The following is a 23655-nucleotide window of genomic DNA, read 5'->3' on the forward strand; positions in this document are numbered from 1 at the left end:
ACGCTCTGCGCCTGCGCAAGCGACAATGCGATCGCGCACCTATCTCTATAATGCTTCACGTCCCGCCGACCAGTGAAGCATCACCATGCCGATCGCCGATTCCCCCACTCTGCTGACCGTGCGCGACGCCGCCGAACGCCTCGCCGTCACGCCGCGCACGCTCAAATACTACGAAGAACGCGGGCTCGTTACGCCCAGCCGCAGCGAAGGCCGCTATCGCCTGTACGACGAGAGCGACCTCGAACGCTTTTCGCGCATCCTGCGTTTGCGCGCGCTCGGTTTTTCGCTGGCGGGCATTACCGAAATGCTGAAGCGGCCGCTCGAAAACACCGAAAGCGGACGCCGCGGCTATTCGATGGAATCACTGCAGCAGATACGCGACGGTCTCGCGCAGCAGGTCGAATCGCTCGACGCGCGGATCGAATCCGTGCAGCGCGAACTGAAGGAAGCGCAGAAGCTCAAAGCCGAACTGAGCGACGACCTGGATTACGTGCAGCGCCGTCTCGCCGGCGAGAGCGCCGACGAACTGATCCAGAAGCGGCGCGCATCGGCCGCGTTGAAGCGCACCAAAGGCACGAAAGCCTGAACGCCGCACGTGCGGCCCCGCATGTCTCGCAACCGCCCGACATCGATCACTCAAACGAATCCAGGCACGCGATGTTTTCGAAACTCACTCGATGGCTCGACACGCGCCGCCGCGACCGCGCGCTGCGCACCTACGCAATCGACGACGCGCTCTGGCAGGCGACGCTCGACGGCCTGTCGTTCCTGTCGCATCTCGCGCCCGCCGACCTTCAGCGCCTGCGCGAGATAACGAGTCTCTTCATCGCGCAAAAGGAATTCTCGACCGCGCACGATCTCGAACTGACCGAACAGATCACCGTCGCGATCGCCGTGCAGGCCTGCCTGCCCGTGCTCAATCTCGGGCTGGAACTGTATCGCGGCTGGGTCGGCGTGATCGTGTATCCGGGCGAGTTCGTGATCCGCAAGACGGTCGAAGACGAAGACGGCGTCGTGCATGAAGTCGAGCACGACGCGAGCGGCGAAGCGTGGGAAGGTGGACCCGTGATCCTGTCGTGGGAAGACGCGCAGATGACAGACAGCTCAGATGCCTACAACGTCGTGATTCACGAGTTCGCGCACAAGATCGACATGGTGACGGGCGAAGCGGATGGTCACCCGCCCCTCTTTCGCAAGCTGCATGCGCCGCTCGATTCCGCGCAATGGGCGGACGTGTTCGATCACGCATACGACCAGTTCTGCGCGAAGGTGGACGCCGTGCCGGATCGCCGCTGGGCGCGCTTCGAGCGTGAATCACTGATCGATCCGTATGCAACCGATCATCCATCGGAATTTTTTGCCGTGTGCAGTGAGGCGCTGTTCGTGAAGCCGCGCGAGTTCGAGGCGGAATATCCCGAGCTTTACCGGTTGCTCGCGCGTTATTACCGGCAGGACCCGGCGCGCACGGGTGCGCTCGGCGACGCAAGCATTTGATCCGAAAGGAAAAACGACTAAAAGCAACCCGCTGCCGCGCCTGCTAAAAAACCGCCGCAAACCTCGTCAAAGGTCTGATTTTCTGGCATAATCGCCGTTTTTCGACCTTAGGCAAGTGGCTCGCGGTTGCGGAATTCTCCGGCTCCCGGGTTGGCTACCGCCAGACTAAAGGAAAGACCATGAAAGAAGGCATTCACCCGAATTACCGCGAAGTCCTGTTCGTCGATATGTCGATCGACTTCAAGTTCGTGACGCGCTCGACGATCCAGACGCGTGAAACGGCCGAATTCGAAGGCAAGACGTACCCGCTGGCGAAGATCGAAGTCTCGTCGGAATCGCATCCGTTCTACACGGGTCAGCAAAAGATCATGGACACGGCAGGCCGTGTCGAGAAGTTCAACAAGAAGTTCGGCGCCCGCGCTTCGGGCAAGGCCGGCAAGTAATACCCCGCCGGTTACACGTGCGTGCCCCGACTCCCGTCCGGGCCGCAACGATGCAAAAAGGGCAGCGCAAGCTGCCCTTTTTTGTCGGTGGACGCTTTGTCGACACACTGCCCGGGTCCGCATCGACACCGCCCGCCCCTCGCCCGCCTGCTTGCCTTGCAACCCGCCATGCAACTTGCGTGCAACCGTCTGTAAGGCAGCGTGTGACGCGCACCGCGCCACCCGTCTACAATGCCGCATGTCTGAATCCGAGACGCCTCCTGCGCTCCACCAATAACTCACGGCTGCCACGCGCGCGGCCCCACACGAACACCGCATGAGATCTGTCGTTCGCCTCACTGCCTCCGCCACCAGCGCGCTGCCGCGCTGGCTGCTGCTTACCATCTGCGTCGTGTATGCGTCGTTCGGCCTGTTCGGGCGCGATCCGTGGAAGAACGAAGATGCAGCCGGCTTCGGCGTCATGTGGACGATGGCCAACGGCTCGCTGCACGACTGGCTGCTGCCGAATCTGGTCGGCAAGTACATGACGTCGGATGCGCCGCTCGGCTACTGGCTCGGCGCGAGCGCGATCCGCGTGCTGGACCCGCTGGTCGACGCAAGCAATGCGTCGCGCGTGTTCACGGGCCTGCTGTTCTGCGCCGCGTGCGCGTTCGTCTGGTACGCGGCCTATCTGCTCGGCCGCCGGCCCGAAGTACAGCCGTTCAAATATGCGTTCGGCGGCGAGCCCGAGCCGCGCGACTATGGCCGCACGCTCGGCGACGGCGCGCTACTGATCCTGCTCGCCACCTTCGGCCTCGCCGAACGCGGCCACGAAACCACACCGCAGATCGCGCAGTTCGTCTGCATCGCGATGCTCATCTACGGCCTCGTGCGGATGGTCGACAAGCCCGTTCAGGGCGCCCTGATCTGGGGTGCCGCGATCGGCCTCGTCACGCTGACGAGCAGTCCTGTGCTGGTCGGCGCGCTGCTGATCGGCACGTTCGCGATGATGGTGATCGTCCACGAGACGCACTGGCGCACGCTGATGCTGGCCGGTCTGCCTGTCGCGCTGGCGCTGTCGGTTGCGTGGCCGCTCGCGGCCATCGCCCTTTTTCCCGACGATGCCGTCTGGTTCCTCCAGCAATGGATGCGCGGCAGTCTGCACGCGTTCGCGGGCCCGTATGGCTCGACGCTGCTCTACGCCGTCAAGAATCTGTCGCTCTACGCGTGGCCCGCGTGGCCGCTCGCGATCTGGGCGTGGTTCAGCTGGGCCGGGCTGCGACGTGCGCCGCACATTGCGATTCCTCTGTCGGTGATCACGCCGCTGCTGGTTCTCGTCGTGCTGCAAAGCCATGGGTCGAACCGTCTGTTCATCCTGCTGACGCCCGCGCTCGCGGTGATCGCCGCGTTCGCGCTGCCGACGCTCAAGCGCGGCGCGATCAATGCCATCGACTGGTTTGCGGTGCTCAGCTTCACCGTGCTTGGCTCGTTCGTCTGGCTGGTGTGGCTCGCGGGCATGACGGGCTTTCCGCATCAGCTGGCGCGCAACCTTGCGCGCCTCGCGCCGGGCTTCACGCCGCAGTTCAAGATCCTGTCGTTCGTCTGCGCGGTTGCCGTGACCGTCTGCTGGTTCGTGCTGGTGCAATGGCGCGTGGCGCGTCATCCGAAGGTACTGTGGCGCAGCGTCGTGCTGTCGAGCGCAGGCACGACGCTGATGTGGGTGCTGCTGATGACGCTGTGGCTACCCGTCGTCAACTACAGCCGGACCTACAAGGACGTCGCCCAGCAGATCGCCGCGCACCTGCCGTCCGACTACAACTGCATTTCGCCCGCGCGCCTGGGCGACGCGCAGATCGCCACGTTCGCCTACTTCGGCGACATGCATTTTTCGTTCGACGATGATTGCGACGTGCTCCTGCGCCAGGACACGCAGGACTTCGGCGAGCCGAGCGCGATGTCGAACTTCGTCTGGAAGCTCGTCTGGGAAGGCCGCCGCGTCGCCGACCGCGACGAACGCTTCCGCCTGTACGTGCGTATCGACCGGCCACAGCCGCCCGTCAAACGCCCGTGGCGTCCGAAGAAAGCCGGCTGACCATGTTCGCCGATGTGCGGAAAATCGCCGGGCTCGCGTGGCCCGTGCTGATCGGCCAACTGGCGATCATCGCGTTCGGCGTGATCGACACGGCGATGGTCGGCCGTTTTTCGGCAACCGATCTCGCCGCGCTGGGCCTCGGCTCGTCGATCTACATTTCCGTGTATATCGGTCTGACGGGCATTCTCACGGCACTGCAGCCGATCGCCGGTCAGCTGTATGGCGCGGCGCGCTACGAGGAAATCGGCGAGGAAGTGCGCCAGGCGCTGTGGCTCGCGCTGGCGCTCGCGACCATCGGCTTTCTGATTCTCTACTTCCCTCACCCGCTGCTGCGGCTTGCGCGCGCGCCCGAGGCGCTGCGCGAGCGCACCGTGTCCTATCTGCAGATACTCGCGTTCGGCTTGCCCGCGAGTCTCGCGTTCCGCGTCTATAGCTCGCTGACGAATGCCGTCGGCCAGCCGCGGCTCGTGATGATCCTGCAGATCGGCGCGTTGCTGCTGAAACTGCCGCTCAACGTATTGCTGATTTTCGGCAAGCTCGGCTTGCCGGCGCTCGGCGGTCCGGGTGCCGCGCTTGCCAGCATTCTGATCAACTGGACGCTCGCCGTCGTCGGCATGACGGTGATGACGAAGCTCGACGTGTTCCGGCCGTTCGCGATCTTCCGGCATTTCTGCTGGCCCGTCTGGCGGCGTCAGGCGGCGCAGTTGAAGCTCGGCGTGCCGATGGGGCTGTCGTATCTGATCGAGGTCACGTCGTACACGTTCATGGCGCTCTTTATCGCACGCTTCGGCACGACGACGCTCGCCGGTCATCAGATCGCGGGCAACATCGGCGCGGTGCTGTACATGACGCCGCTGTCGATCGGCATCGCCACCTCGACGCTCGTCGCGCAGGCGCTCGGCGCGCAACGCTACGAAGCGGCGCGCACACTGGCGCGGCACGGTATCGCGATGGCGGTTGCGATCGCGTGCTGCTACGGCGTGATCGTGCTCGCGCTGCGGCCCGTCATCATCGCGGGCTACACGCCGAACGCGCAGGTCGTGCAAGCCGCGATGCCGCTGGTGCTGATCGTCGTTTTCTACCATCTGTGCGACGCGTTGCAGATCACGTCGGCGTTCGTGCTGCGCGCGTATCGCGTGGCTGTCGTGCCGACCTTGATCTATGCCGTTGCGTTGTGGGGCGTCGGGCTGGGCGGCGGTTATGCGCTTGGGTTCGACGTCGGCGGATGGGTGCCCGAATCGTTCACGGGCGCGCGCGGATTCTGGCTCGCGAATACGGCCAGCCTGCTGATTGCGGGCATCGGCCTCGCCATCTATCTGCGTACGATCAGCGCACGGTCCGTGCGGATGGGCGCTGTGAAGCAGGCGGATAGCGCGGCCTGATTCCACTGCAGCCTGTGTTGACGTAGTAGTGCTGGGCCTCCGTGCTGGCCGAAACCCAGCACTGATCTGCTTCTCCGTAAGCCGACGACCTCCCTTTACAGACCGAGCGTTTGGAAGGCCCCGCAACCGCCTTTTCGGAGAAGGTCGTTAAAACAGACCGTTAGTTGCATTCTAACCCTTCTGCGAATCCGCCGCCGATCACCCCATCGACTCAGACCGCAGCCTCCGCCGCTTCCTCCTCATCGCGCCGCTCGAACACCTCACGCGCCGCGAACAGCGCATTCAACGCAGCCGGAAACCCCGCATACACGGCCATCTGCATAAACACCTCGACGATCTCCTCGCGCGTGCAACCGACGTCCAACGCCGCCTCGATATGCACCTTGAGTTGCGGCTGCGCGTTGCCAAGCGCGGCCAGCGCCGCGATCGTCGCGATTTCCCGCGCACGCAGGTCCAGTTGTGGTCGGCTATACACATCGCCGAACGGAAACTCGATCAACAGCCGCGCGAAATCCGGCGCAATCGGCGCGAGCGATGCGATCACCTTCTCCCCTGCCGTGCCGTCGATTTCCTTCAGCTTGTCCCAACCGCGTGCGTAGCGATCGTCGTGTGTGTGATTCATGGCGAGTCCTTTACATATGAGTTGTCGATGCGTCCTGTCGATGCTTCACGCTCGGCCGCCTCATAAAACACGATCTTGTCGCTGATCGCTTCGAGGTTGGTCTGCAACTCCGCGATGCGCGCGAGCACGGCGTCGCGATGCTCGATCAGCATCGCGCGCCGCGCGCCGTATGTTGAGTCGCCTTCGGCACGCAGCGCGGCGAAAGCCTGCATGCCCGCAATCGGCATCCCCGTTGCTTTGAGGCGCATCACGAATTGCAGCCAGTCGAGATCGGCGGGCGCATACAGGCGATGCCCCGCGTCCGTGCGGCCGATGGACCGCAACAATCCCGCCTGCTCGTAGTAGCGCAGCGTATGCGTGGAGACGCCGCTCGTCGCGGCGACCTGACCGATGGTGAGAGCTTTCGACATGACGGAACTCAGGTTAGGACTTCGAGTGAACTCTAAGTCAAGTGCTATCTGACAATGCGTGACAATACGTGGATATCAGCGTGATCCTACCTGTGAAGCAGGTTGGGAACGTCGTAAGCGTCAGTTAGAATCGGCGGCGATCCGAAAGAAAAATGAAACCGGGAGCGCAGTCGATGCTAAGCGGCACCATCAAACGTCAAGCGATATGGGCAGCCGCTGCGGCTGCGATGCTCGGTCTTCTCATTGGCGTCACATGGCGCGCCGATGCAGCACGCATCACGCAAGTCACGCCACAAGGCAAGGTTGCGCAAGTCCGCCAGGTGGTCGTCAAGTTCGACGAATCGATGGTTGCGTTCGGCGCGCCCGATCTGCCCGCGCCCGCGCGCATCAAGTGCAACGACGCGTCGGCGAGCGCCGGCCAGCCGCGCTGGATCGACGACAGAACCTGGGCATGGGATTTCACCGCTGATCTGCCGCCCGGCGTCGCCTGCTCGGTGGATCTGAACGACGGGCTGAAATCGTCGGCGGGCCAGGCGTTGACGGGGCCGCGCCACTACGCGTTCGAAACGGGCGGCCCGTTCGTGCAGAACGTGCAGCCCTACGGCGGCGAAATCGAGGAAGACCAGGCGTTTGTCGTGCGGCTCAACGGTCCGGCGACGGATGCGTCCGTGCAACAGCACGTCTGGTGCGAATCGAGCGGTCTGGGCAACCGGATTCCCGTGAAAAACGTTGACGCAACAACACGCACCGAACTGCTCAAGCGCTTCCGTCTGCAGAAGGAAGCGGCGCGCGTGCTGACGCTGCAATGTCAGCAGACGCTGCCGTCCGGCGCGAAGGCGCAACTCGTCTACGGCAAGGGCGTCGCGAGTCCGAGCGGCATTGCGAACGACGTCGAACGCCGCTTCGACTTCAATGTGCGCGAACCCTTCGCCGCGAGCTTCAGTTGCGAACGCGAGAACGCGAAGGCGCCCTGCACGCCGTTGCGGCCGTTGCGCGTGCAGTTCAACGCGCCCATCCTGCGCACCGATGCGGAAAAAATCCGCATCAAGGGGCCGAACGGCGAGATCAAGCCAACCTTCTCCGCTGACGACAAAGACCCGCAAACAAGCACTGTCGAATTCGCCGCGCCGCTGCCCGAACGCACCGACCTGACCATCGAGCTGCCGCCGAATCTCAAGGACGTTAGCGGCCGCGCGCTGACCAACGCCGACCTCTTCCCGCTCAAGACCGCGACGGCACCGATGCCGCCGCTCGCGAAGTTTTCGTCAGGCACGTTCGGCATCATCGAGCGCTTCGCGGAACCGGACATGCCGGCGCTCGTGCCCGTTACGCTGCGCAACGTCGAAGCCGATCTGCATATCGCGGGGCTCAATGCGGGTAACGCGCAGTTCACGAAGCTGCGCGTCGACGCAGACAGCGATATCCGCCGCTGGATGCGCAACGTCGACCGTTTCGACGGCTTCATGATGGACCGCCAGTCGATCAACCAGCAGATGCCGCAACTGCTCGCGCACAATCCGCATCCCGTGATCGTGCCGCGCAAGTCCGACGACTCGGACCCAAAGGAAGACCGCAAGAATCCGCTGATCGACGTGCGCTCGTTGTCGCTGCTCGCGGGACAAGCGAACGTCGAAACGCTCGCGCTGCCGAAGGCCGATCCGAAAGCGCTGCGACCTTTCGAAGTGGTCGGCGTGCCCGTGACGAAGCCCGGTTTCTATGTGATCGAGCTCGCGTCGCCCGCGCTCGGTACATCGCTGCTCGGCAAGCAGGCACCGATGTATGTGCGTACGGCTGTGCTCGTCACGAACCTCGGCGTGCATTTCAAGCAAGGCCGCGAGAACAGCGTCGTGTGGGTCACGACGCTCGACAAGGGCCAGCCCGTGCCGAACGCCGACGTACACGTGAGCGATTGCAACGGCGACGAACTTGCGTCGGGCAAAACCGACGCGCACGGCGTGCTGACGATCAACCAGTCGCTGACGTCCCGCAACGAATGCAAGGAAGACAGCTTCGAAGGCTTCTTCGTGTCGGCGCGCATCGACGATCCGAAGACGGGTCACGACATGGCCTTTGTGCGCTCCGACTGGAATCGCGGCATCGAAGCGTGGCGCTTCAACGTGCCGACCGACACGAGCATCGAGCAAACGGTGCGCGCGCATACCGTGTTCGATCGCACGCTGTTGCGCGCGGGCGAAACGGTGTCGATGAAGCACATGATCCGCGTCGAGACGATGAACGGTCTCGCCTTCCCGAAGACGTACCCGACGCGCCTGACGATCCGCCATCTCGGCAGCGGACAGACCTGGCATATGCCGCTCAAGTGGACCGCCGATCACACGGCGGATTCGACCTTCGCGATTCCCGCCGCGGCGAAGCTCGGCGAATACAGTGTGTCGCTCGATGACGGCGATGCGAGCGCGGCATCGAACGACACATCGAACAACGACGGCGACGACGACAGCAGCGCCGACTCGGCCCGCCATAGCTATTCGTCGGGCAGCTTCCGCGTCGAAGAGTTTCGCCTTCCGGTTTTCAAAGGCACGATTGCAGTACGCGACGAAAAGAATCACCCGCTCGTTGCTGCGAGCGAAGCGCCCGTCATGCTGCAGATCGACTATATGTCGGGAGGCGGCGCGTCTGGTTTGCCCGTGCAGGTATCGGCGCTGATGAAGAGCACGACGCCCGCGTTCGCCGGCACGTATCCGGAGTTCAGCTTCGCGCCGTACAAGAAGCGCAACGACGCCAACGCGTCGTCTTCCGATGACGAAGAGAGCGAACAGGCCGCCGACGACGACACGTCGAAGCTGATCGCCGACAAGGAACCCGTCACGCTCGACCGCAACGGCGCGGGCAGCCTGAGCCTGAAAAACCTGCCGCAAGTAGACGCACCGAAGCGTCTCGCGCTTGAAGCCACGTTCGCTGATCCGAACGGCGAAGTGCAGACGATCAGCGGCAACGCGACGTTATGGCCCGCTGCCGTCGTCGCGGGCGTGAAGTCGGGGCAATGGGTGTCGGTCGGCAACGCGGTACCCGTGAAGGCGCTCGCCGTCGATCTGCAAGGCAAGCCGCGCGCGGGCGTGCCGCTCGAAGTGCGCGGCATCGCGCGCATCACGATCACGTCGAGAAAGCGCATGGTCGGCGGCTTCTATGCGTACGACAACCACACGGAAACCAAGGACCTCGGCACGCTGTGCAGCGGCAAGAGCGACGACCACGGCCTGATGACCTGCGACGCGAAGCTCAAGGAAGCGGGCAACGTCGATCTCGTCGTCACCGCGAAGGACGGCGAAGGCCATGCATCGACGGCCGCGACGTCCGTGTGGGTCACACGTGAGGAAGACCTGTGGTTCGGTGGCCAAAACACCGACCGCATCGACGTGCTGCCCGAAAAGAGCGCGTACGAACCCGGCGAAACGGCGCGCTTCCAGGTGCGCATGCCCTTCCGCTTCGCGACGGCGCTCGTCGCCGTCGAGCGTGAAGGGATCGTAGAAACGCATGTCGTGAAACTGGACGGCAAGGACCCGACCGTCGAGCTGAAAGTGAGCGAAGCGTGGGGGCCGAACGTGTATGTGTCGGTGCTCGCGCTGCGCGGGCGCGTGCGCGAAGTGCCGTGGTACTCGTTCTTCACGTGGGGCTGGAAAGCGCCGCTCGAATGGGCGCGCGCGTTCTGGTACGAAGGCCGTTACTACGAAGCGCCGACGCCGCTCGTCGATCTGTCGAAGCCCGCGTTCCGCTACGGCCTCGCCGAGATCAAGGTCGGCACGGCCGCGCATAAACTCGCCGTGACAGTCACGCCGGACGCGAAGTCATACACGGTGCGCGGCAAGGCGCATGTGAAGCTGCGCGTGCAGATGCCGGGCGGCAAGCCCGCGCCCGCGGGCACGCAGATCGCCGTCGCCGCCGTCGACGAAGCGCTGCTCGAACTGATGCCGAACAACAGCTGGGACGTGCTCGACGCGATGCTGCAACGGCGCGCGTACGGCGTCGAAACGTCGACTGCGCAAATGGAGATCGTCGGACGCCGGCACTTCGGCCGCAAGGCCGTACCCGCGGGCGGTGGTGGCGGACACAGTTCGACGCGCGAACTGTTCGACACGCTGCTGCTCTGGAACCCACGCGTGACGCTCGACGCGAACGGCGAAGCATCCGTCGACGTGCCGCTCAACGACGCGTTGACGAGCTTCCGTATCGTCGCGATCGCCGCAGTCGGCGACGGCACCTTCGGCACGGGCAGCACGTCGATCCGCAGCACGCAAGACCTGCAACTGATCTCCGGCTTGCCACCGCTGGTGCGCGAAGGCGACCAGTTCCGAGCGCAGTTCACGGTACGCAACACGACCACGCGTGCGATGAAAGTGGTCGTCACGCCGAACGTGCCGGGCCTGTCGTTGCAAGCGCAAACCGTTGATATCGCCGCCGATTCGGCACGCGAAGTCGCATGGACGGTCTCGCCTCCCGACGGTCTTTCAGAGGCGAACCCGGCAGCGTTGACCTGGAACATCAGCGCGACGGAACAAGGCGCCTCGCACGCGACGGACGCGCTCAAGGTCACGCAGCGCGTGACGGCCGCCATTCCGATCACCGTGCAGCAGGCGACGCTCACGCAAGTCGACGGCACGTTCTCGCTGCCCGTCGCCGCGCCTCCGAACGCCACTACGACGCAAGCGGGCGCGCTGCGTGGCGGCATCGCGGTGTCGCTGCAATCGAAGCTGTCGGACGGCATGCCGGGCGTGCGCCGCTGGTTCGAGCGCTATCCGTATAGCTGCCTCGAACAGCAGACATCGGTTGCACTCGGTTTGCGCGATGCGATGCGCTGGCAAGGCGTGCTGGCGCGCATGCCCGTCTATCTCGACAAGGACGGCCTCGCCAACTACTTCCCGCCCGGCGACGATAGCGGCAACACGGGCAGCACCACGCTCACCGCGTATCTGCTGTCTGTCACCGACGAAGCCGCGAAGCTCGACCCGCGCTTCGCGTTGCCCGACGATCTGCGCGCGAAGCTCGAAGGCGGTCTGGTGAATTTCGTCGAAGGCCGGCTCGAGCGCAACTTCTGGGCGCCGCGCAAGGACCTCGATCTGCGCAAGCTCGCCGCGCTCGAAGCGCTGTCGCGTCACGGCGCCGCGCGCGCGAGCATGCTCGGTTCGATCGAAATCGCGCCGAACCAGTGGCCGACGTCGGCCGTGCTCGATTACTACGCGGTGCTGTCGCGCGTGAAGGACATTCCACAGCGTGACGAAAAGCTCGCGCAGGTCGAGCAGATCATCCGCTCGCGGCTCACGTATCAGGGCACGCGCCTCACCTTCTCGACGGCCGACAACGACGATTTGTGGTGGCTGATGTCGGGCACGGAAACCAACGCGGCGCGCACGGCGCTGACGTTCGTCGATATGCCGGGATGGAAGGACGAGATGCCGCGCCTTGTCGCAGGATTGCTCGCGCTGCAGAAGAACGGCGCATGGCAGACGACGACGGCTAACCTGTGGGGATCGATTGCCGTGCAGCGCTTCTCGCAGGTGTTCGAGAGCGTGCCCGTGACGGGGCAAACGAAGCTGCAACTCGGCTCGACGGACAAGGCGATTTCGTGGAGCCAGCCCGCTGCCGCTAGCGCGAACTATGCGTCCGCAACGGCCATCACGAAGACGGCCGACACGCGCAGCCAGTTGCTGCCGTGGCCGCCCGAAACGCGCAGCGCGCCCGTGTCGTTGACGCTGACGCACGACGGCACGGGCAAGCCGTGGGCGACGATCGAAAGCCTCGCCGCTGTCGCGCTGAAAGCGCCGTTCGCCGCCGGCTACCGGATCACGAAGACGGTCACACCTGTCGATCCCGCCGTGAAGGGCGTGACCACGCGCGGCGATATCGTGCGCGTGCATCTGGATATCGACGCGCAGACGGACATGACCTGGGTCGTCGTCAACGATCCCGTTCCGGCGGGCGCGACGATACTTGGCTCGGGCCTCGGCCGCGATTCTGAGGCGGCGACGCAAGGCGAGCAGTCGAAGGGCGAGGCGTGGCCGGCATTTGTCGAGCGTGGTTTCGACGGCTATCGCGCGTACTACGATTACGTGCCGAAGGGCAAGTTCTCGATCGAGTACACGGTGCGGCTGAACAACGTCGGCACCTTCGGCCTGCCGCCGACGCGCGTCGAAGCGCTCTACGCGCCGTCGACATTCGGTGTGCTGCCGAATGCACCCGTCGTCGTGAAGCCGGCAACGGCTGCGAAGTAAGGAGAACGCGTGATGCGCGCCTGGACTAATGCGATGAGCCGCCACACGCCGCCGAACGGGTCGTGGCGCATCGCGTTCACGTTCGTGCGCATCGCGCTATGCGTTCTGTTGCTCGCCGACCCCCTCGCCGCGCACGCGCTGCCTACATTCGACGACGTGCGCACGCAATGGCGCAGCTCCGACTGGCTGCTGCTATCGCGCGATGGCGTGCCGCTGCAACGCACCCGCATCGACAAAACCGAGCGGCGCGGCGACTGGGTCGCGCTCGCGGACGTCTCGCCAGCGCTGCGCGAAGCGATCGTCGTATCGGAAGACAAGCGCTTTTACGAACACAGCGGCGTCGACTGGCGCGGCGCGGCGGCCGCCGCGTGGGCGAACCTGTGGAACACGCGCACGCGCGGCGCATCGACGGTCACGATGCAGTTGACAGGTCTGCTCAACGACGATCGTGAACGTTCGGGGCAACGCTCGATCGCGCAGAAGGCGAATCAGGCCGTCAGCGCGCTGTGGCTCGAACATACGTGGCGCAAGGATCAGATTCTCGAAGCGTATCTGAACCTCGTGCCGTTTCGCGGCGAGACGATTGGCCTGTCCGCGCTGTCGATCACGCTGTTCGGCAAGGCGCCTTCCGGTCTCGACGAGCGCGAAGCCGCCGTCGCCGCCGCGCTGATCCGCGCGCCGAATGCCTCATACGGGAAGGTCGGCGAACGCGCGTGCCGCATCTTGCGCGACATGAACGCGCCCGAGCGCTGCGCAAATCTCACCGCCTTCGTGCAACTCGCGTTCGCGCGCCCTGCTCCCGCCTTGCTGTCCGTCTCGCCCGATGCGCCGACGCTCGCGCCGCATTTCGCGCGGCGCGTCGCGAGCGAAACGCATCCCGTTGCGGGCGCACGCGTGACCAGTACGCTCGACGCCAAGCTCCAGCGCTTCGCAAGCGATACGCTCACGCGCACGCTGATCGAACTCAACGCGCCCGCGCATCCGCGCAACGTACACGACGGTGCCGTCATCGTGCTCGATAACGCGACAGGCGAAGTGCTCGCGTGGGTCGGCTCGTCGGGCGGACTGTCGGGCGCGCGCGACGTCGATGCCGTGCTGGCGCGCCGCCAGGCAGGCTCGACGCTCAAGCCGTTCCTCTACGCGCAGGCCATCGACGAACGGCGACTCACCACGGCCTCGCTGCTCGACGACGCGCCGCTCGATCTCGCGGCGGGCGGCGGCCTGTATATACCTCAAAACTACGACAAGGACTTCAAGGGCTGGGTCAGCGTGCGCACGGCGCTCGGCTCGTCGCTGAACGTGCCTGCCGTGCGCACGCTCGTGATGGTCACGCCGCATCGCTTTGCGAAGACGCTCACCGCGCTAGGCTTGCCGCTCGAACAAAGCGGCGACTACTACGGCTATTCGCTCGCGCTCGGCAGCGCCGATGTGACGCTGCTGTCGCTGACCAATGCGTATCGCGCGCTCGCCAACAGCGGCGTCGCTGCGCCGACTTTCGATCTGCCGCGCCGTGCGCCGTCCGCTGCGCCTTCGCAACAACGCGTCTTCAGCGCCAACGCGAGCTACATCATCACGACCGTGCTGTCGGACAACAACGCGCGCACGCGCACCTTCGGCTTCGACAGCCCGCTCGCGACGCGCTTTTTCTCGGCGGTGAAGACGGGCACCAGCAAGGACATGCGCGACAACTGGACGGTCGGGTATACGTCGCGCTACACGGTCGGCGTATGGGTCGGCAACGCGGACGGCCAGCCCATGTGGGACGTGTCCGGCGTGACGGGCGCCGCGCCGATCTGGGCCGCGATCGTCGGCTATCTGCACCGGCGCGTGCCGAGCGTCGAGCCGCGCGCGCCGGCAGGTGTCGTGCAGGCGCGCGTGAACTTCGACGGTAATATCGAGCCCGCGCGCAACGAGTGGTTCGTCGACGGCACGCAAACGCAGACAGTCGGACTGGCCGCGAATGCCATTTCAACTAGCAACGCGAGCGGCATAACGAACGTGGCGCACGCATCGGACAAAACGGCCGCGTCGTCTTCGAATGCCGCGCCGCGCATCGGCTCGCCAACAGACGGCACGCTGTTCGCGCTCGACCCCGACATTCCCGCCACACGCCAGCGCATCGTGTTCGAACGCGCGAGCGGCTCGTCCGGGCGCGCCAGCTGGCGGCTCGACGGCAAGCCGCTTGGCCGCGAAGAACGCGTGCTGTGGCTGCCGTGGCCGGGCCGGCATGTGCTCGAACTCGTCAATACGGATGGATCGAGCGCCGATTCGGTGCGCTTCGAAGTGCGCGGCGCGACCGCGCACCAGGCCGCGCCGCCGCGCGCCGGCAAGCCGGGTACGGCACGCGGCCGCGCGGCGTCACAACCGTCCCCAACTCCCCTGACATCCACGCTGCAAGACAGCACAACGAACGGGCAAAAGCTTTAAATTTGGTGAGTTCGCATTGCCTTGTCATCATCCGAACGGTATAAATCGGCCGATTCGCGCCTCGTCTCGCGCCGTTCGGTGAAAGAGGACAGTAAATTGTCCTATGCTTGAACGCAGTGCTTGCTCAAATGAAAGCGTCGTCCGTTCCCGGCTACCTGTTTGCCCTCAATGGAGTGATTGCCATGTTGAAAAAGCTGTTGATGTTGTTCGTCGCGCTCGTCCTGTCGCTGTCGGCGGGATTCGCGGCCGCCGTCGAAGTCAATTCCGCCGACCAGGCCGCGCTCGAATCGGTCAAAGGCATCGGCCCCGTCCACGCCAAGGCGATCATCGACGAACGCACCAAGAACGGCCCGTTCAAGGATGCCGACGATCTCGCCAACCGGGTCAAGGGCATCGGTCAGAAGTCGGTGAAGAATCTCGAAGCAGCCGGCCTGACGATCAACGGCTCGTCCGCGCCGCCGACAGGCGCACCCGCCAAAGCGCCGGCGGGCACGATGTCGAAGTCCACGCCCGCGCCCGCCGCAACCACGGCGCAAACGCCAGCGCCTGCCGACGCCGCTTCCGGCGGCAAGGCGTCCAAGTCGAAGAAGAAGAGCACGGCTGACGCCGCTGCGGCATCGGCGCCCGCTGCTACGGCGGCTTCCGCGCCTGCTACGGCGTCGGACACGACCGCTTCGAAATCGAAGAAATCGAAGAAGAGCAAGGCCGCGTCCGCTGCGTCGGGCGTATAAGGACGCGCACTCCAGCAGCGTCCAGTGGCCGCACTGCCTCACGCCTATATCAACGGCCGTTGCTGTCACGATTGGTGCCGCGCTCCGCGCGGCGTTTCGTTCCCCGCCGGCGCACGCTTCACACGCGTCGCACCGGCTTCTCAAGAGAGATTGTCATGAGCCTACTCGACTCCCTCGGTTCCATGCTCGGCGGCGGCAACTCGCCGCAAGGCGGCGGCCAGGCGGCGCTGATTTCCGCCGCGCTCGAATTCGTCAACAACCAGCCGGGCGGCCTGAACGGCCTGATCCAGCGCTTCCAGCAAAACGGCGCGGGCGACATCATCAGTTCGTGGGTCGGCACGGGCGAAAACCAGCCGATCGCCGCCGACACGCTGCATAACGTGCTCGGCTCCGAAACCGTGACCAACATCGCGGCGAAGGCCGGCGTCGAACCGTCGATGGTGACGGGCCTGCTGTCGCAAGTGCTGCCGCACGTGATCAACGCGGCAACACCGAACGGCGAAGTGCCCGCCGACGGCAAGCTCGATGCAGGCGGCGTGTCTGGCGCGTTGGGCGCGCTCGGCCAGATCGCGGGGCTGTTTGGCAACAAGAACGCCTGAACGCAGCCGTTCGTTACGCGCGGCCTCGTTGAAGCGCCGCGCATGAAAAAAGGGCAACGAATCGCTTCGTTGCCCTTTTTGTTTTTCATCCGGAACGGATGCGTCGAGCTTCGACGCTCCGTTCCCTTGCCGCTTTAGTGAACCACCCTGTCGAACACGAGCTTGCCGTTGTCCACCTCGACGGGGATCACGTCCTTCGGACCGAACTTGCCGGACAGAATCAGCTTCGCGACCGGGTTCTCGATCTCCTGCTGGATCGCGCGCTTCAACGGCCGCGCGCCGAACAGCGGGTCATAACCGACCTTGCCGATCAACTCCAGCGCCGCATCCGACACGACCAGTTGCATGTCGAGCTTCGCGAGCCGCTCGTGAACGCGTTCCAGCTGAATCTTCGCGATCGACTGGATGTTCGAGCGATCGAGTGCATGGAACACGACAACGTCGTCGATCCGGTTCAGGAATTCCGGCCGGAAATGCAGCTTCACTTCTTCCCAGACGGCATCCTTCACGGCTTCTTCAGGCTGGCCGACCATCGACTGGATGACCTGCGAACCGAGGTTCGACGTCATCACGATCACCGTGTTCTTGAAGTCCACGGTGCGGCCCTGGCCATCCGTCATACGGCCGTCGTCCAGCACCTGCAGCAGCACGTTGAAGACGTCCGGGTGCGCCTTTTCGATCTCGTCGAGCAGGATCACGCTGTACGGCTTGCGGCGCACGGCTTCCGTCAGATAGCCACCCTCTTCGTAACCGACGTAGCCCGGCGGCGCGCCGATCAGACGCGCGACGCTGTGCTTCTCCATGAACTCGCTCATGTCGATGCGGATGAGGTGATCTTCCGCGTCGAACAGGAACGCCGCGAGCGCCTTGCACAACTCCGTCTTGCCGACACCCGTCGGCCCCAGGAACAGGAACGAGCCATACGGACGGTTCGGGTCCGACAGACCTGCGCGCGAACGGCGGATCGCATCGGCGACGGCGCTGATCGCTTCATCCTGGCCGACCACGCGCTGATGCAGCTTTTCTTCGATCTGCAGCAGCTTCTCGCGCTCGCCCTGCATCATCCGCGAGACGGGAATACCCGTTGCGCGCGACACGACTTCGGCGATTTCCTCGGCGCCAACCTGCGTGCGCAACAGGCGCGGACGGGTCGGATTGTTCTGCTCTTCCGCCTCGGCCTTGGTGACCGCTTTCAGTTGCGCATCGAGTTGCGGCAGCTTGCCGTACTGAAGCTCAGCAACCTTCTCCAGCTTGCCTTCGCGTTGCAGACGCGTGATTTCCGCTCGCGTCTTCTCGATCTCTTCCTTCAGCTGCGCGCTGCCCTGCACGGCCGCTTTTTCCGCCGTCCAGATTTCTTCGAGATCCGAATATTCGCGGTCGAGCCGCTCGATTTCTTCCTCGATCAGTTGCAGACGCTTCTGCGACGCTTCGTCCTTTTCCTTCTTGACGGCCTCGCGTTCGATCTTCAACTGGATGCGGCGACGATCGAGGCGGTCCATCTCCTCGGGCTTCGAGTCGATTTCCATCTTGATCTTCGACGCGGCTTCGTCGATCAGGTCGATCGCCTTGTCCGGCAAGAAACGGTCGGTGATATAGCGATGCGACAGTTCCGCCGCCGCGACGATCGCCGGGTCGGTGATATCGACGCCGTGGTGCAGCTCATAGCGCTCCTGCAAGCCGCGCAGAATCGCGATGGTCGCTTCGACGCTCGGCTCGTCGACGAGCACCTTCTGGAAGCGGCGCTCCAGCGCGGCATCCTTTTCGATGTACTTGCGATATTCGTCGAGCGTGGTCGCGCCGACGCAATGCAGCTCGCCGCGCGACAGCGCCGGCTTCAGCATGTTGCCCGCGTCCATCGCGCCTTCGGCCTTGCCCGCGCCAACCATCGTATGAATTTCGTCGATGAAGACGATGGTCTGGCCTTCGTCCTTCGCGATGTCGTTCAGCACGGCCTTCAGCCGCTCTTCGAACTCGCCGCGATACTTCGCGCCGGCGAGCAGCGCCGCCATGTCGAGCGACAGCACGCGCTTGCCCTTGAGCGTCTCGGGCACTTCGCCGTTGACGATGCGCTGCGCGAGACCTTCGACGATCGCCGTCTTGCCGACACCCGGCTCGCCGATCAGCACCGGGTTGTTCTTGGTGCGGCGCTGGAGAATCTGGATCGAGCGGCGGATTTCGTCGTCGCGGCCGATCACCGGGTCGAGCTTGCCCGCGCGGGCACGCTCGGTCAGGTCGATCGTGTATTTCTTCAGCGCTTCGCGCTGGCTTTCGGCGTCCTGGCTATGCACCTGCGCGCCGCCGCGCACGGCCACAATGGCCGCTTCGAGCGATTTGCGCGACAGGCCGTGTTCGCGCGCGAGACGGCCCGCTTCGCCTTTGTCATCGGCGATCGCGAGCAAAAACATTTCGCTCGCGATGTAGGTGTCGTTGATCTTCTGCGCTTCCTTGTCGGCCTGGTTCAACAGACCGGTTAGATCGCGGCCGATCTGCACGTTGCCGTCCGTGCCGCGCACTTGCGGCAGGCGAGTGATGGCGTCAGCGAGCGACGTTTGCAGCGCCTGCACGTGAACGCCGGCGCGCGAGAGCAGCGAGCGCGCGGAGCCGTCCTGCTGCGCGACGAGGGCCGCTAGCAGGTGAACCGGCTCGATGTACTGATTGTCATGACCGACGGCAAGGCTTTGCGCATCGGCTAACGCTTCCTGGAATTTAGTGGTGAGTTTGTCGACTCTCATCTAGGAGACCTCCAATTTCGATTACCACCAAAATGAGGCGTTTTCTGCCAGTTTCAAGCGCTTTTTTGCATCAGGGAGAGAGAATTTACACGTCAGCGGCACGATCGTGCGGGACGCGTGAACGGCGCCAGAAGTCCGTCGACACAGCCGAGTGTAGCCCGGCGCAGGATCGGACGAAAGCAAGGTACGGGCAGGACGCGCGACCCGGCGCGGATAGCCGGCGGGCAGTTGGGCAGCTCGCAAACGCAGGCCGGCCCAGGCCTGCGGGCGCGCTCAGCGCGTGGCACGCCGGAGCGGACGAGCGTTCGGTGACACCGCCGGGCGGCGGCGCGCCCGGCCTGCTTTCTCCGACCCGGGCGCTCAGGTGCCCGTCGACACAGCGGGCACGATCGGAACGATGGTCGCCGATGGCTTCAATCCGAGCAGCGACATCAGCGGCGACGCCGGCTCGGCGATATCGCGGATCGTATAGCTGTCGAGTTCGCGGAAGAAGGCCGAGCGCGCGGATTCGAGGATGCCCTTCAGCCGGCATTGCGACTGAATGACACATTCGCGATGCACGCCGCTGGCGTCGGTGCCGTTGAAGCACGAGACCAGCGCAAAGTCGTTCTCGGCCGCCCGTACCACTTCGCCGACGGTCAGCGACGACGAATGTTCGTACAGCCGTAGACCGCCGTTGCGCCCCCGTACGGTCTCGACCCAGCCAAGTTCGGCGAGCCGCTGAACCACCTTCATCAGATGGTTCTTCGATATGCCATATGCATCGGAGATGTCTTGTATTGTTGCCAGTCCTTCGGAACGAACCGCGAGGTAAAGCAGCACGCGCAGCGAGTAATCGGTATAGTCTGTGAGTCTCATTGAAAGGCAAATTGCGACGGAGTCAGCGTGCGGAATGTTCACGCCGGCTCCACTAACGCCGGTACTGCTGCGCAATAACATGCGTACATAACACATCTTATTGCGACGTTTATCTCGTTATTTCGCGTAACTATAAACGGTAACTTTCCTTTTAAGCGCACTTTTTCTGATTTTAGAGCGCGTCTGCCTAAAACGTTTGCGATGACGCGTTTGCCCCGACTCACTTTTGTTCCAGATATGAAGTCCGATATTTCTTCAGATATTCCCGCTATCGAACGACTCGCCACGCGTTACGCCGAACCCACCGAGGACAACATCCGCGAGTTGGTCTACGCGTTCTACGACCGCGTGCGCGCCGACGCGCTGCTCGGCCCCGCCTTCGAGCAGAAGCTCGCCGGGCGCTGGGATGAGCATCTGCCGAAGATGTGCGTGTTTTGGGGATCGCTGGCGCTGGGCGCGAAGCAGTATCGCGGCAACGTGCAACAGGCGCACATGCCGCTCGCGGGCCTCGAGCCGCGCCACTTCAGCCGCTGGCTGTTTCTGTTCCTGGACACGGTCGAGTCACGTTACGAACCCGCGGCGGCCGTGCGCTTCATGGAACCCGCGCTGCGTATCGCGCAGAGCCTGCAGCTGAGCAAGTTCGGCTGGGACTACCAGATACCCGCCGAGCAGCAGGATTTACTGGACCGTATCGCGCCGCGCCGCCGTTCGCGCGAAGAGCACGCAGCCGAGCATGCGCGGCCGCGTGGCGAGCCATTTCCGACGAAAATCATCGGTAAATCGCGGGACGACGATTAAGCTGATCGAACGGTCAGGATTAATCGGGTGATTCGAAAATTGGGACTCGAGAATCGTGATTTAACATTTCAACCGGGATTATCGCTTGCGCGTTATTTTTTGAAACGTTCAATGAATAACGCTTAATCCGGTTTCGAATTCCGCGCGAATTCAGCGCGAATTCAACGACTTCAGTCCCCAGCGCGCGAGTGCCTCGTCGTCGGCCACGCGCGCGTCGACCCAGCGCTCGCCGCTTTCCGTCTTCTCTTTCTTCCAGAACGGCGCCTGGGTTTTCAGGTAGTCCATGACGAACTCGCACGACGCAAATGCGTTCCCGCGATGCTTCGACGTCGTCGCGACCAGCACGATCTGGTCGAGCGGCATCAGCTTGCCGACGCGATGCACGATCAGCACCTCGGTGCCCGGCCAGCGCTCGCGCGCCGCGTCGACGATCGCCTCCAGCGACTTCTCCGTCATGCCCGGATAGTGCTCGAGCTCCATTGTCTGGACGGTCTCGCCTTCGTTGATGTCGCGCACCGTGCCGACGAAGCACGCGACGGCGCCCACCTTCGGATTCTGCGCACGCAGCGCGGCCACTTCCGTCGACAGGTCGAAGTCTTCTGTCTGGACTCGGACGGTCATATGTTCCTCGCTGGCTACGTCAGCCGCCCGTGACGGGCGGAAAGAACGCGACTTCGCAGCCGTCGGTGATACGCGTGCCCGCATCCGTCATCACATGATTGCAAGCCATGCGCAGCGCGCGGCCTTCGGCGAGCGTCTCCGCCCACACGCCGCCGCGCACGCGCAGCCACGCGCGCACGTCGCCGACCGTCGCGATGCCCTCGGGCACGTCCACGGATTCGTCTGACTGGCCGAGCGCTTCACGCACGCTCGCGAAATATTTCAGCTGGATGTTCATCGTCGGTAACAACCCAATTGCGGCCCTTGGGGGCCGTCCTCAGTTCAGCAACTCGGAAAACGGGATGAAGCGCACGGTTTCGCCGGCGCTGATCGCATGATTCGGCGGATTGTCGATCAGGCCGTCGCCCCAGACCGTCGACGTCAGCACGGCGGAACTCTGGTTCGGGAACAGATCGAGGCCACCCGCGGCATTGACGCGTGCGCGCAGAAATTCGTTACGGCGATCGGCCTTTTGTTGCGTGAAATCGGCGCGCAGCGACAGCGCGCGCGGCGTCACCGTGCGCACGCCGGCGAGGCGCAGCAGGAACGGACGCACGAACAGTAAAAACGTGGCGAAGGTCGAGACGGGATTACCCGGCAGGCCGATGAAGAAGGTTTCGTTCGAGCCGGTGTTTTGCGTATCGGGCGTCGCCGCGCGGCGAATCGCGCCGAACGCGAGCGGCTTGCCCGGCTTCATCGCGATCTGCCACATCGACAGACGCCCTTCCGCCTCGACGGCGGGCTTCACGTGATCTTCCTCGCCCACTGACACGCCGCCGCACGTCAGGATCAGATCGTGAGCTTGCGCGGCTTCACGCAACGTTTTGCGCGTCGCGTCGAGCTTGTCGGGCACGATGCCATAGTCGGTCACTTCACAGCCGAGCTTGTGCAGGAGGCCCGTCAGCGTGAAGCGGTTCGAGTTGTAGATCGCGCCGGGCTTGAGCGGCTCGCCGGGCATGGTCAATTCGTCGCCCGTGAAGAAGACTGCGACTTTCACGCGCCGCACCACGTCCAGATTTGCGCAACCGACCGACGCCGCGAGGCCCAGCGCCTGCGGCGTGAGGCGCGTGCCCGCGGGCAGGATCGTCGCGCCTTTGTGGATGTCGGCGCCTTGCTGCGTGATCCATTCGCCCGCTTTCGGCGTGTGCAGGATTGTCACTTCGTCGCCGGCCGCTTCCGTCTGTTCCTGCATCACGATGGCATCGGCGCCGGGCGGTACCGTCGCGCCCGTGAAAATGCGCGCCGCCGTGCCCTCGGCGAGCGGTTGCGGCGCGTGACCCGCCGGGATGCGCTGCGAGATGGGCAAACGGCGTTCGCCTTGCGATAGCTCCGCGACGCGCACTGCGTAGCCGTCCATCGAACTGGTGTTCATCGGCGGGACGTCGAGGGGCGAGATGACGTCGGACGCGAGCACGCGGTTGATTGCTTCCAGGGTTGGCAGCGTTTCGTTGCCGGCGATTTGTGCGGCGGCGCCAAGTAGGGTCGCTAGCGCGTCGGCTGTCGAGAGCATCGGTGCGCGCGGCGCAGGTGATGGTGTGGACATCGGAGCGGATGAGGACGATTCGGAAAGAATCATTGTAGCGGGAGGGGGCGGCGTATGTAGTTGGCAGGTTTTTTATATCTGCGATGCGGGTGGTTTTGGGGGTTTTGCCGTTCGGTGGGTGGGCGTTGCCGGTCGGTGTTTTTGGTGTTTGCGCTGGCGTTAATGGTCGGTGTTTTTGGCGTTTACGCTGGCATCTGCGCTATGCCTTCGTGCTTCAAGCGTCGCCATTCGGTGTTTTAGCGTTTGCGCTGGCATCCGCGATTTGCCTTCGCGGCGCGGGTGTTGGTTTGCGTTTGCTCGTGTTTGCGCTGGCATCCGCGATTCGTTAGCGTGCTTCAAGCGTCGCCCCTGTGCGGGGCGGCACCTACTTTTCTTTGCCGCCGCAAAGAAAAGTAGGCAAAAGAAAGCGGCTAACACCGCCAATCCTAGTTCCTGCCTGAGGGCCCCCACAGGGTCTTACGCTTCACACGGCAGCCTTTCTGTTTGCGTGCGTTACCAACGCTTCGAATGAACGCCTCACCCGCTTCGAATACCCGTACTCGGGCCAGCGGCAGCGACTGGTATGTGCCGCCCAGGTGGCAAACTGTGTGTAGGTTGTCGCGCCGTATAGCTTGGCGCTCTTACAGGGTGGAACGCGTGCGCTATCGGTCCGGAGTGA

Annotated in this window: 17 protein-coding genes; 10 read left to right on the forward strand and 7 right to left on the reverse strand. The window is 64.1% G+C overall.

What is annotated here, in order from left to right; all coding sequences use genetic code 11:
• The first annotated feature begins 85 nt into the window (after window positions 1-85).
• From BLT65_RS40855 to BLT65_RS40875, 5 genes are all read left to right on the forward strand, one after another.
• Window positions 86-586: a MerR family transcriptional regulator gene (locus tag BLT65_RS40855; RefSeq protein ID WP_091789453.1), complete on the forward strand. Its 501-nt coding sequence runs from the start codon at window positions 86-88 to the stop codon at window positions 584-586.
• 71 nt (window positions 587-657) lie between these two features.
• Complete coding sequence (locus tag BLT65_RS40860; RefSeq protein ID WP_091789456.1) at window positions 658-1494, forward strand: M90 family metallopeptidase; 837 nt, start codon at window positions 658-660, stop codon at window positions 1492-1494.
• Window positions 1495-1673: 179 nt separating this feature from the next.
• Window positions 1674-1937 carry a type B 50S ribosomal protein L31 gene (locus BLT65_RS40865; RefSeq protein ID WP_042315117.1) on the forward strand — a complete coding sequence of 88 codons (264 nt, stop codon included), beginning with the start codon at window positions 1674-1676 and terminating at the stop codon, window positions 1935-1937.
• 316 nt (window positions 1938-2253) lie between these two features.
• The gene (locus BLT65_RS40870; protein ID WP_091789459.1) at window positions 2254-4008 is read left to right on the forward strand and encodes an ArnT family glycosyltransferase; all 1755 of its coding nucleotides are present in this window, start codon (window positions 2254-2256) and stop codon (window positions 4006-4008) included.
• A 2-nt stretch (window positions 4009-4010) separates the two neighbouring features.
• A complete protein-coding gene (locus tag BLT65_RS40875) occupies window positions 4011-5390 on the forward strand; it encodes an MATE family efflux transporter (RefSeq protein ID WP_091789462.1) in 1380 nt (459 codons plus the stop codon).
• Window positions 5391-5601: 211 nt separating this feature from the next.
• Here the strand turns inward: BLT65_RS40875 and BLT65_RS40880 are convergent, their stop codons facing one another.
• Both BLT65_RS40880 and BLT65_RS40885 read right to left on the reverse strand, forming a co-directional pair.
• Window positions 5602-6012, reverse strand: coding sequence for a carboxymuconolactone decarboxylase family protein (locus tag BLT65_RS40880; protein WP_091789465.1), 411 nt, complete (start codon window positions 6010-6012; stop codon window positions 5602-5604).
• Complete coding sequence (locus tag BLT65_RS40885) at window positions 6009-6422, reverse strand: MerR family transcriptional regulator (protein ID WP_091789468.1); 414 nt, start codon at window positions 6420-6422, stop codon at window positions 6009-6011. Before BLT65_RS40885 ends, BLT65_RS40880 begins: the two co-directional genes overlap by 4 nt.
• Window positions 6423-6595: 173 nt before the next feature.
• Between BLT65_RS40885 and BLT65_RS40890 the strand changes: the two genes are divergently transcribed.
• The 4 genes from BLT65_RS40890 to BLT65_RS40905 all read left to right on the forward strand — a co-directional run bounded on the left by BLT65_RS40890 (window position 6596) and on the right by BLT65_RS40905 (window position 16406).
• Window positions 6596-12649, forward strand: coding sequence for an alpha-2-macroglobulin family protein (locus BLT65_RS40890; protein ID WP_091789495.1), 6054 nt, complete (start codon window positions 6596-6598; stop codon window positions 12647-12649).
• 12 nt (window positions 12650-12661) lie between these two features.
• The gene (gene pbpC / locus BLT65_RS40895; RefSeq protein WP_091789471.1) at window positions 12662-15076 is read left to right on the forward strand and encodes a penicillin-binding protein 1C; all 2415 of its coding nucleotides are present in this window, start codon (window positions 12662-12664) and stop codon (window positions 15074-15076) included.
• A gap of 182 nt (window positions 15077-15258) precedes the next feature.
• Window positions 15259-15807, forward strand: a complete 549-nt coding sequence (locus BLT65_RS40900; protein WP_091789498.1) for a ComEA family DNA-binding protein — start codon at window positions 15259-15261, stop codon at window positions 15805-15807.
• Between the two features lie 155 nt (window positions 15808-15962).
• Complete coding sequence (locus BLT65_RS40905; RefSeq protein ID WP_042315128.1) at window positions 15963-16406, forward strand: YidB family protein; 444 nt, start codon at window positions 15963-15965, stop codon at window positions 16404-16406.
• Window positions 16407-16540: 134 nt separating this feature from the next.
• Here the strand turns inward: BLT65_RS40905 and clpB are convergent, their stop codons facing one another.
• Together clpB and BLT65_RS40915 are read right to left on the reverse strand one after the other, a co-directional pair.
• Window positions 16541-19138: an ATP-dependent chaperone ClpB gene (gene clpB, locus BLT65_RS40910; protein WP_042315111.1), complete on the reverse strand. Its 2598-nt coding sequence runs from the start codon at window positions 19136-19138 to the stop codon at window positions 16541-16543.
• A 360-nt stretch (window positions 19139-19498) separates the two neighbouring features.
• Window positions 19499-19996 (reverse strand): Rrf2 family transcriptional regulator, encoded by a 498-nt coding sequence (locus tag BLT65_RS40915; RefSeq protein ID WP_091789474.1) that lies wholly within the window; start codon window positions 19994-19996, stop codon window positions 19499-19501.
• 237 nt (window positions 19997-20233) lie between these two features.
• Between BLT65_RS40915 and BLT65_RS40920 the strand changes: the two genes are divergently transcribed.
• Window positions 20234-20794, forward strand: coding sequence for a group III truncated hemoglobin (locus BLT65_RS40920; RefSeq protein WP_042315109.1), 561 nt, complete (start codon window positions 20234-20236; stop codon window positions 20792-20794).
• A 150-nt stretch (window positions 20795-20944) separates the two neighbouring features.
• On the opposite strand, the gene moaE is transcribed toward BLT65_RS40920, so the two are convergent.
• From moaE to BLT65_RS40935, 3 genes are read right to left on the reverse strand one after another with little or no spacing between them, the layout of a single operon-like run.
• Entirely contained in the window at window positions 20945-21415 is a 471-nt protein-coding gene (moaE, locus tag BLT65_RS40925; RefSeq protein WP_042315108.1) for a molybdopterin synthase catalytic subunit MoaE, read from the reverse strand.
• A 19-nt stretch (window positions 21416-21434) separates the two neighbouring features.
• Window positions 21435-21692 (reverse strand): molybdopterin converting factor subunit 1, encoded by a 258-nt coding sequence (moaD, locus tag BLT65_RS40930; RefSeq protein WP_042315107.1) that lies wholly within the window; start codon window positions 21690-21692, stop codon window positions 21435-21437.
• Between the two features lie 39 nt (window positions 21693-21731).
• A complete protein-coding gene (locus BLT65_RS40935; protein ID WP_208545886.1) occupies window positions 21732-22997 on the reverse strand; it encodes a molybdopterin molybdotransferase MoeA in 1266 nt (421 codons plus the stop codon).
• Window positions 22998-23655: the final 658 nt, after the last annotated feature.

Origin of the sequence: Paraburkholderia steynii, from assembly GCF_900100565.1 — a bacterium.
GTDB lineage: Bacteria > Pseudomonadota > Gammaproteobacteria > Burkholderiales > Burkholderiaceae > Paraburkholderia > Paraburkholderia terrae.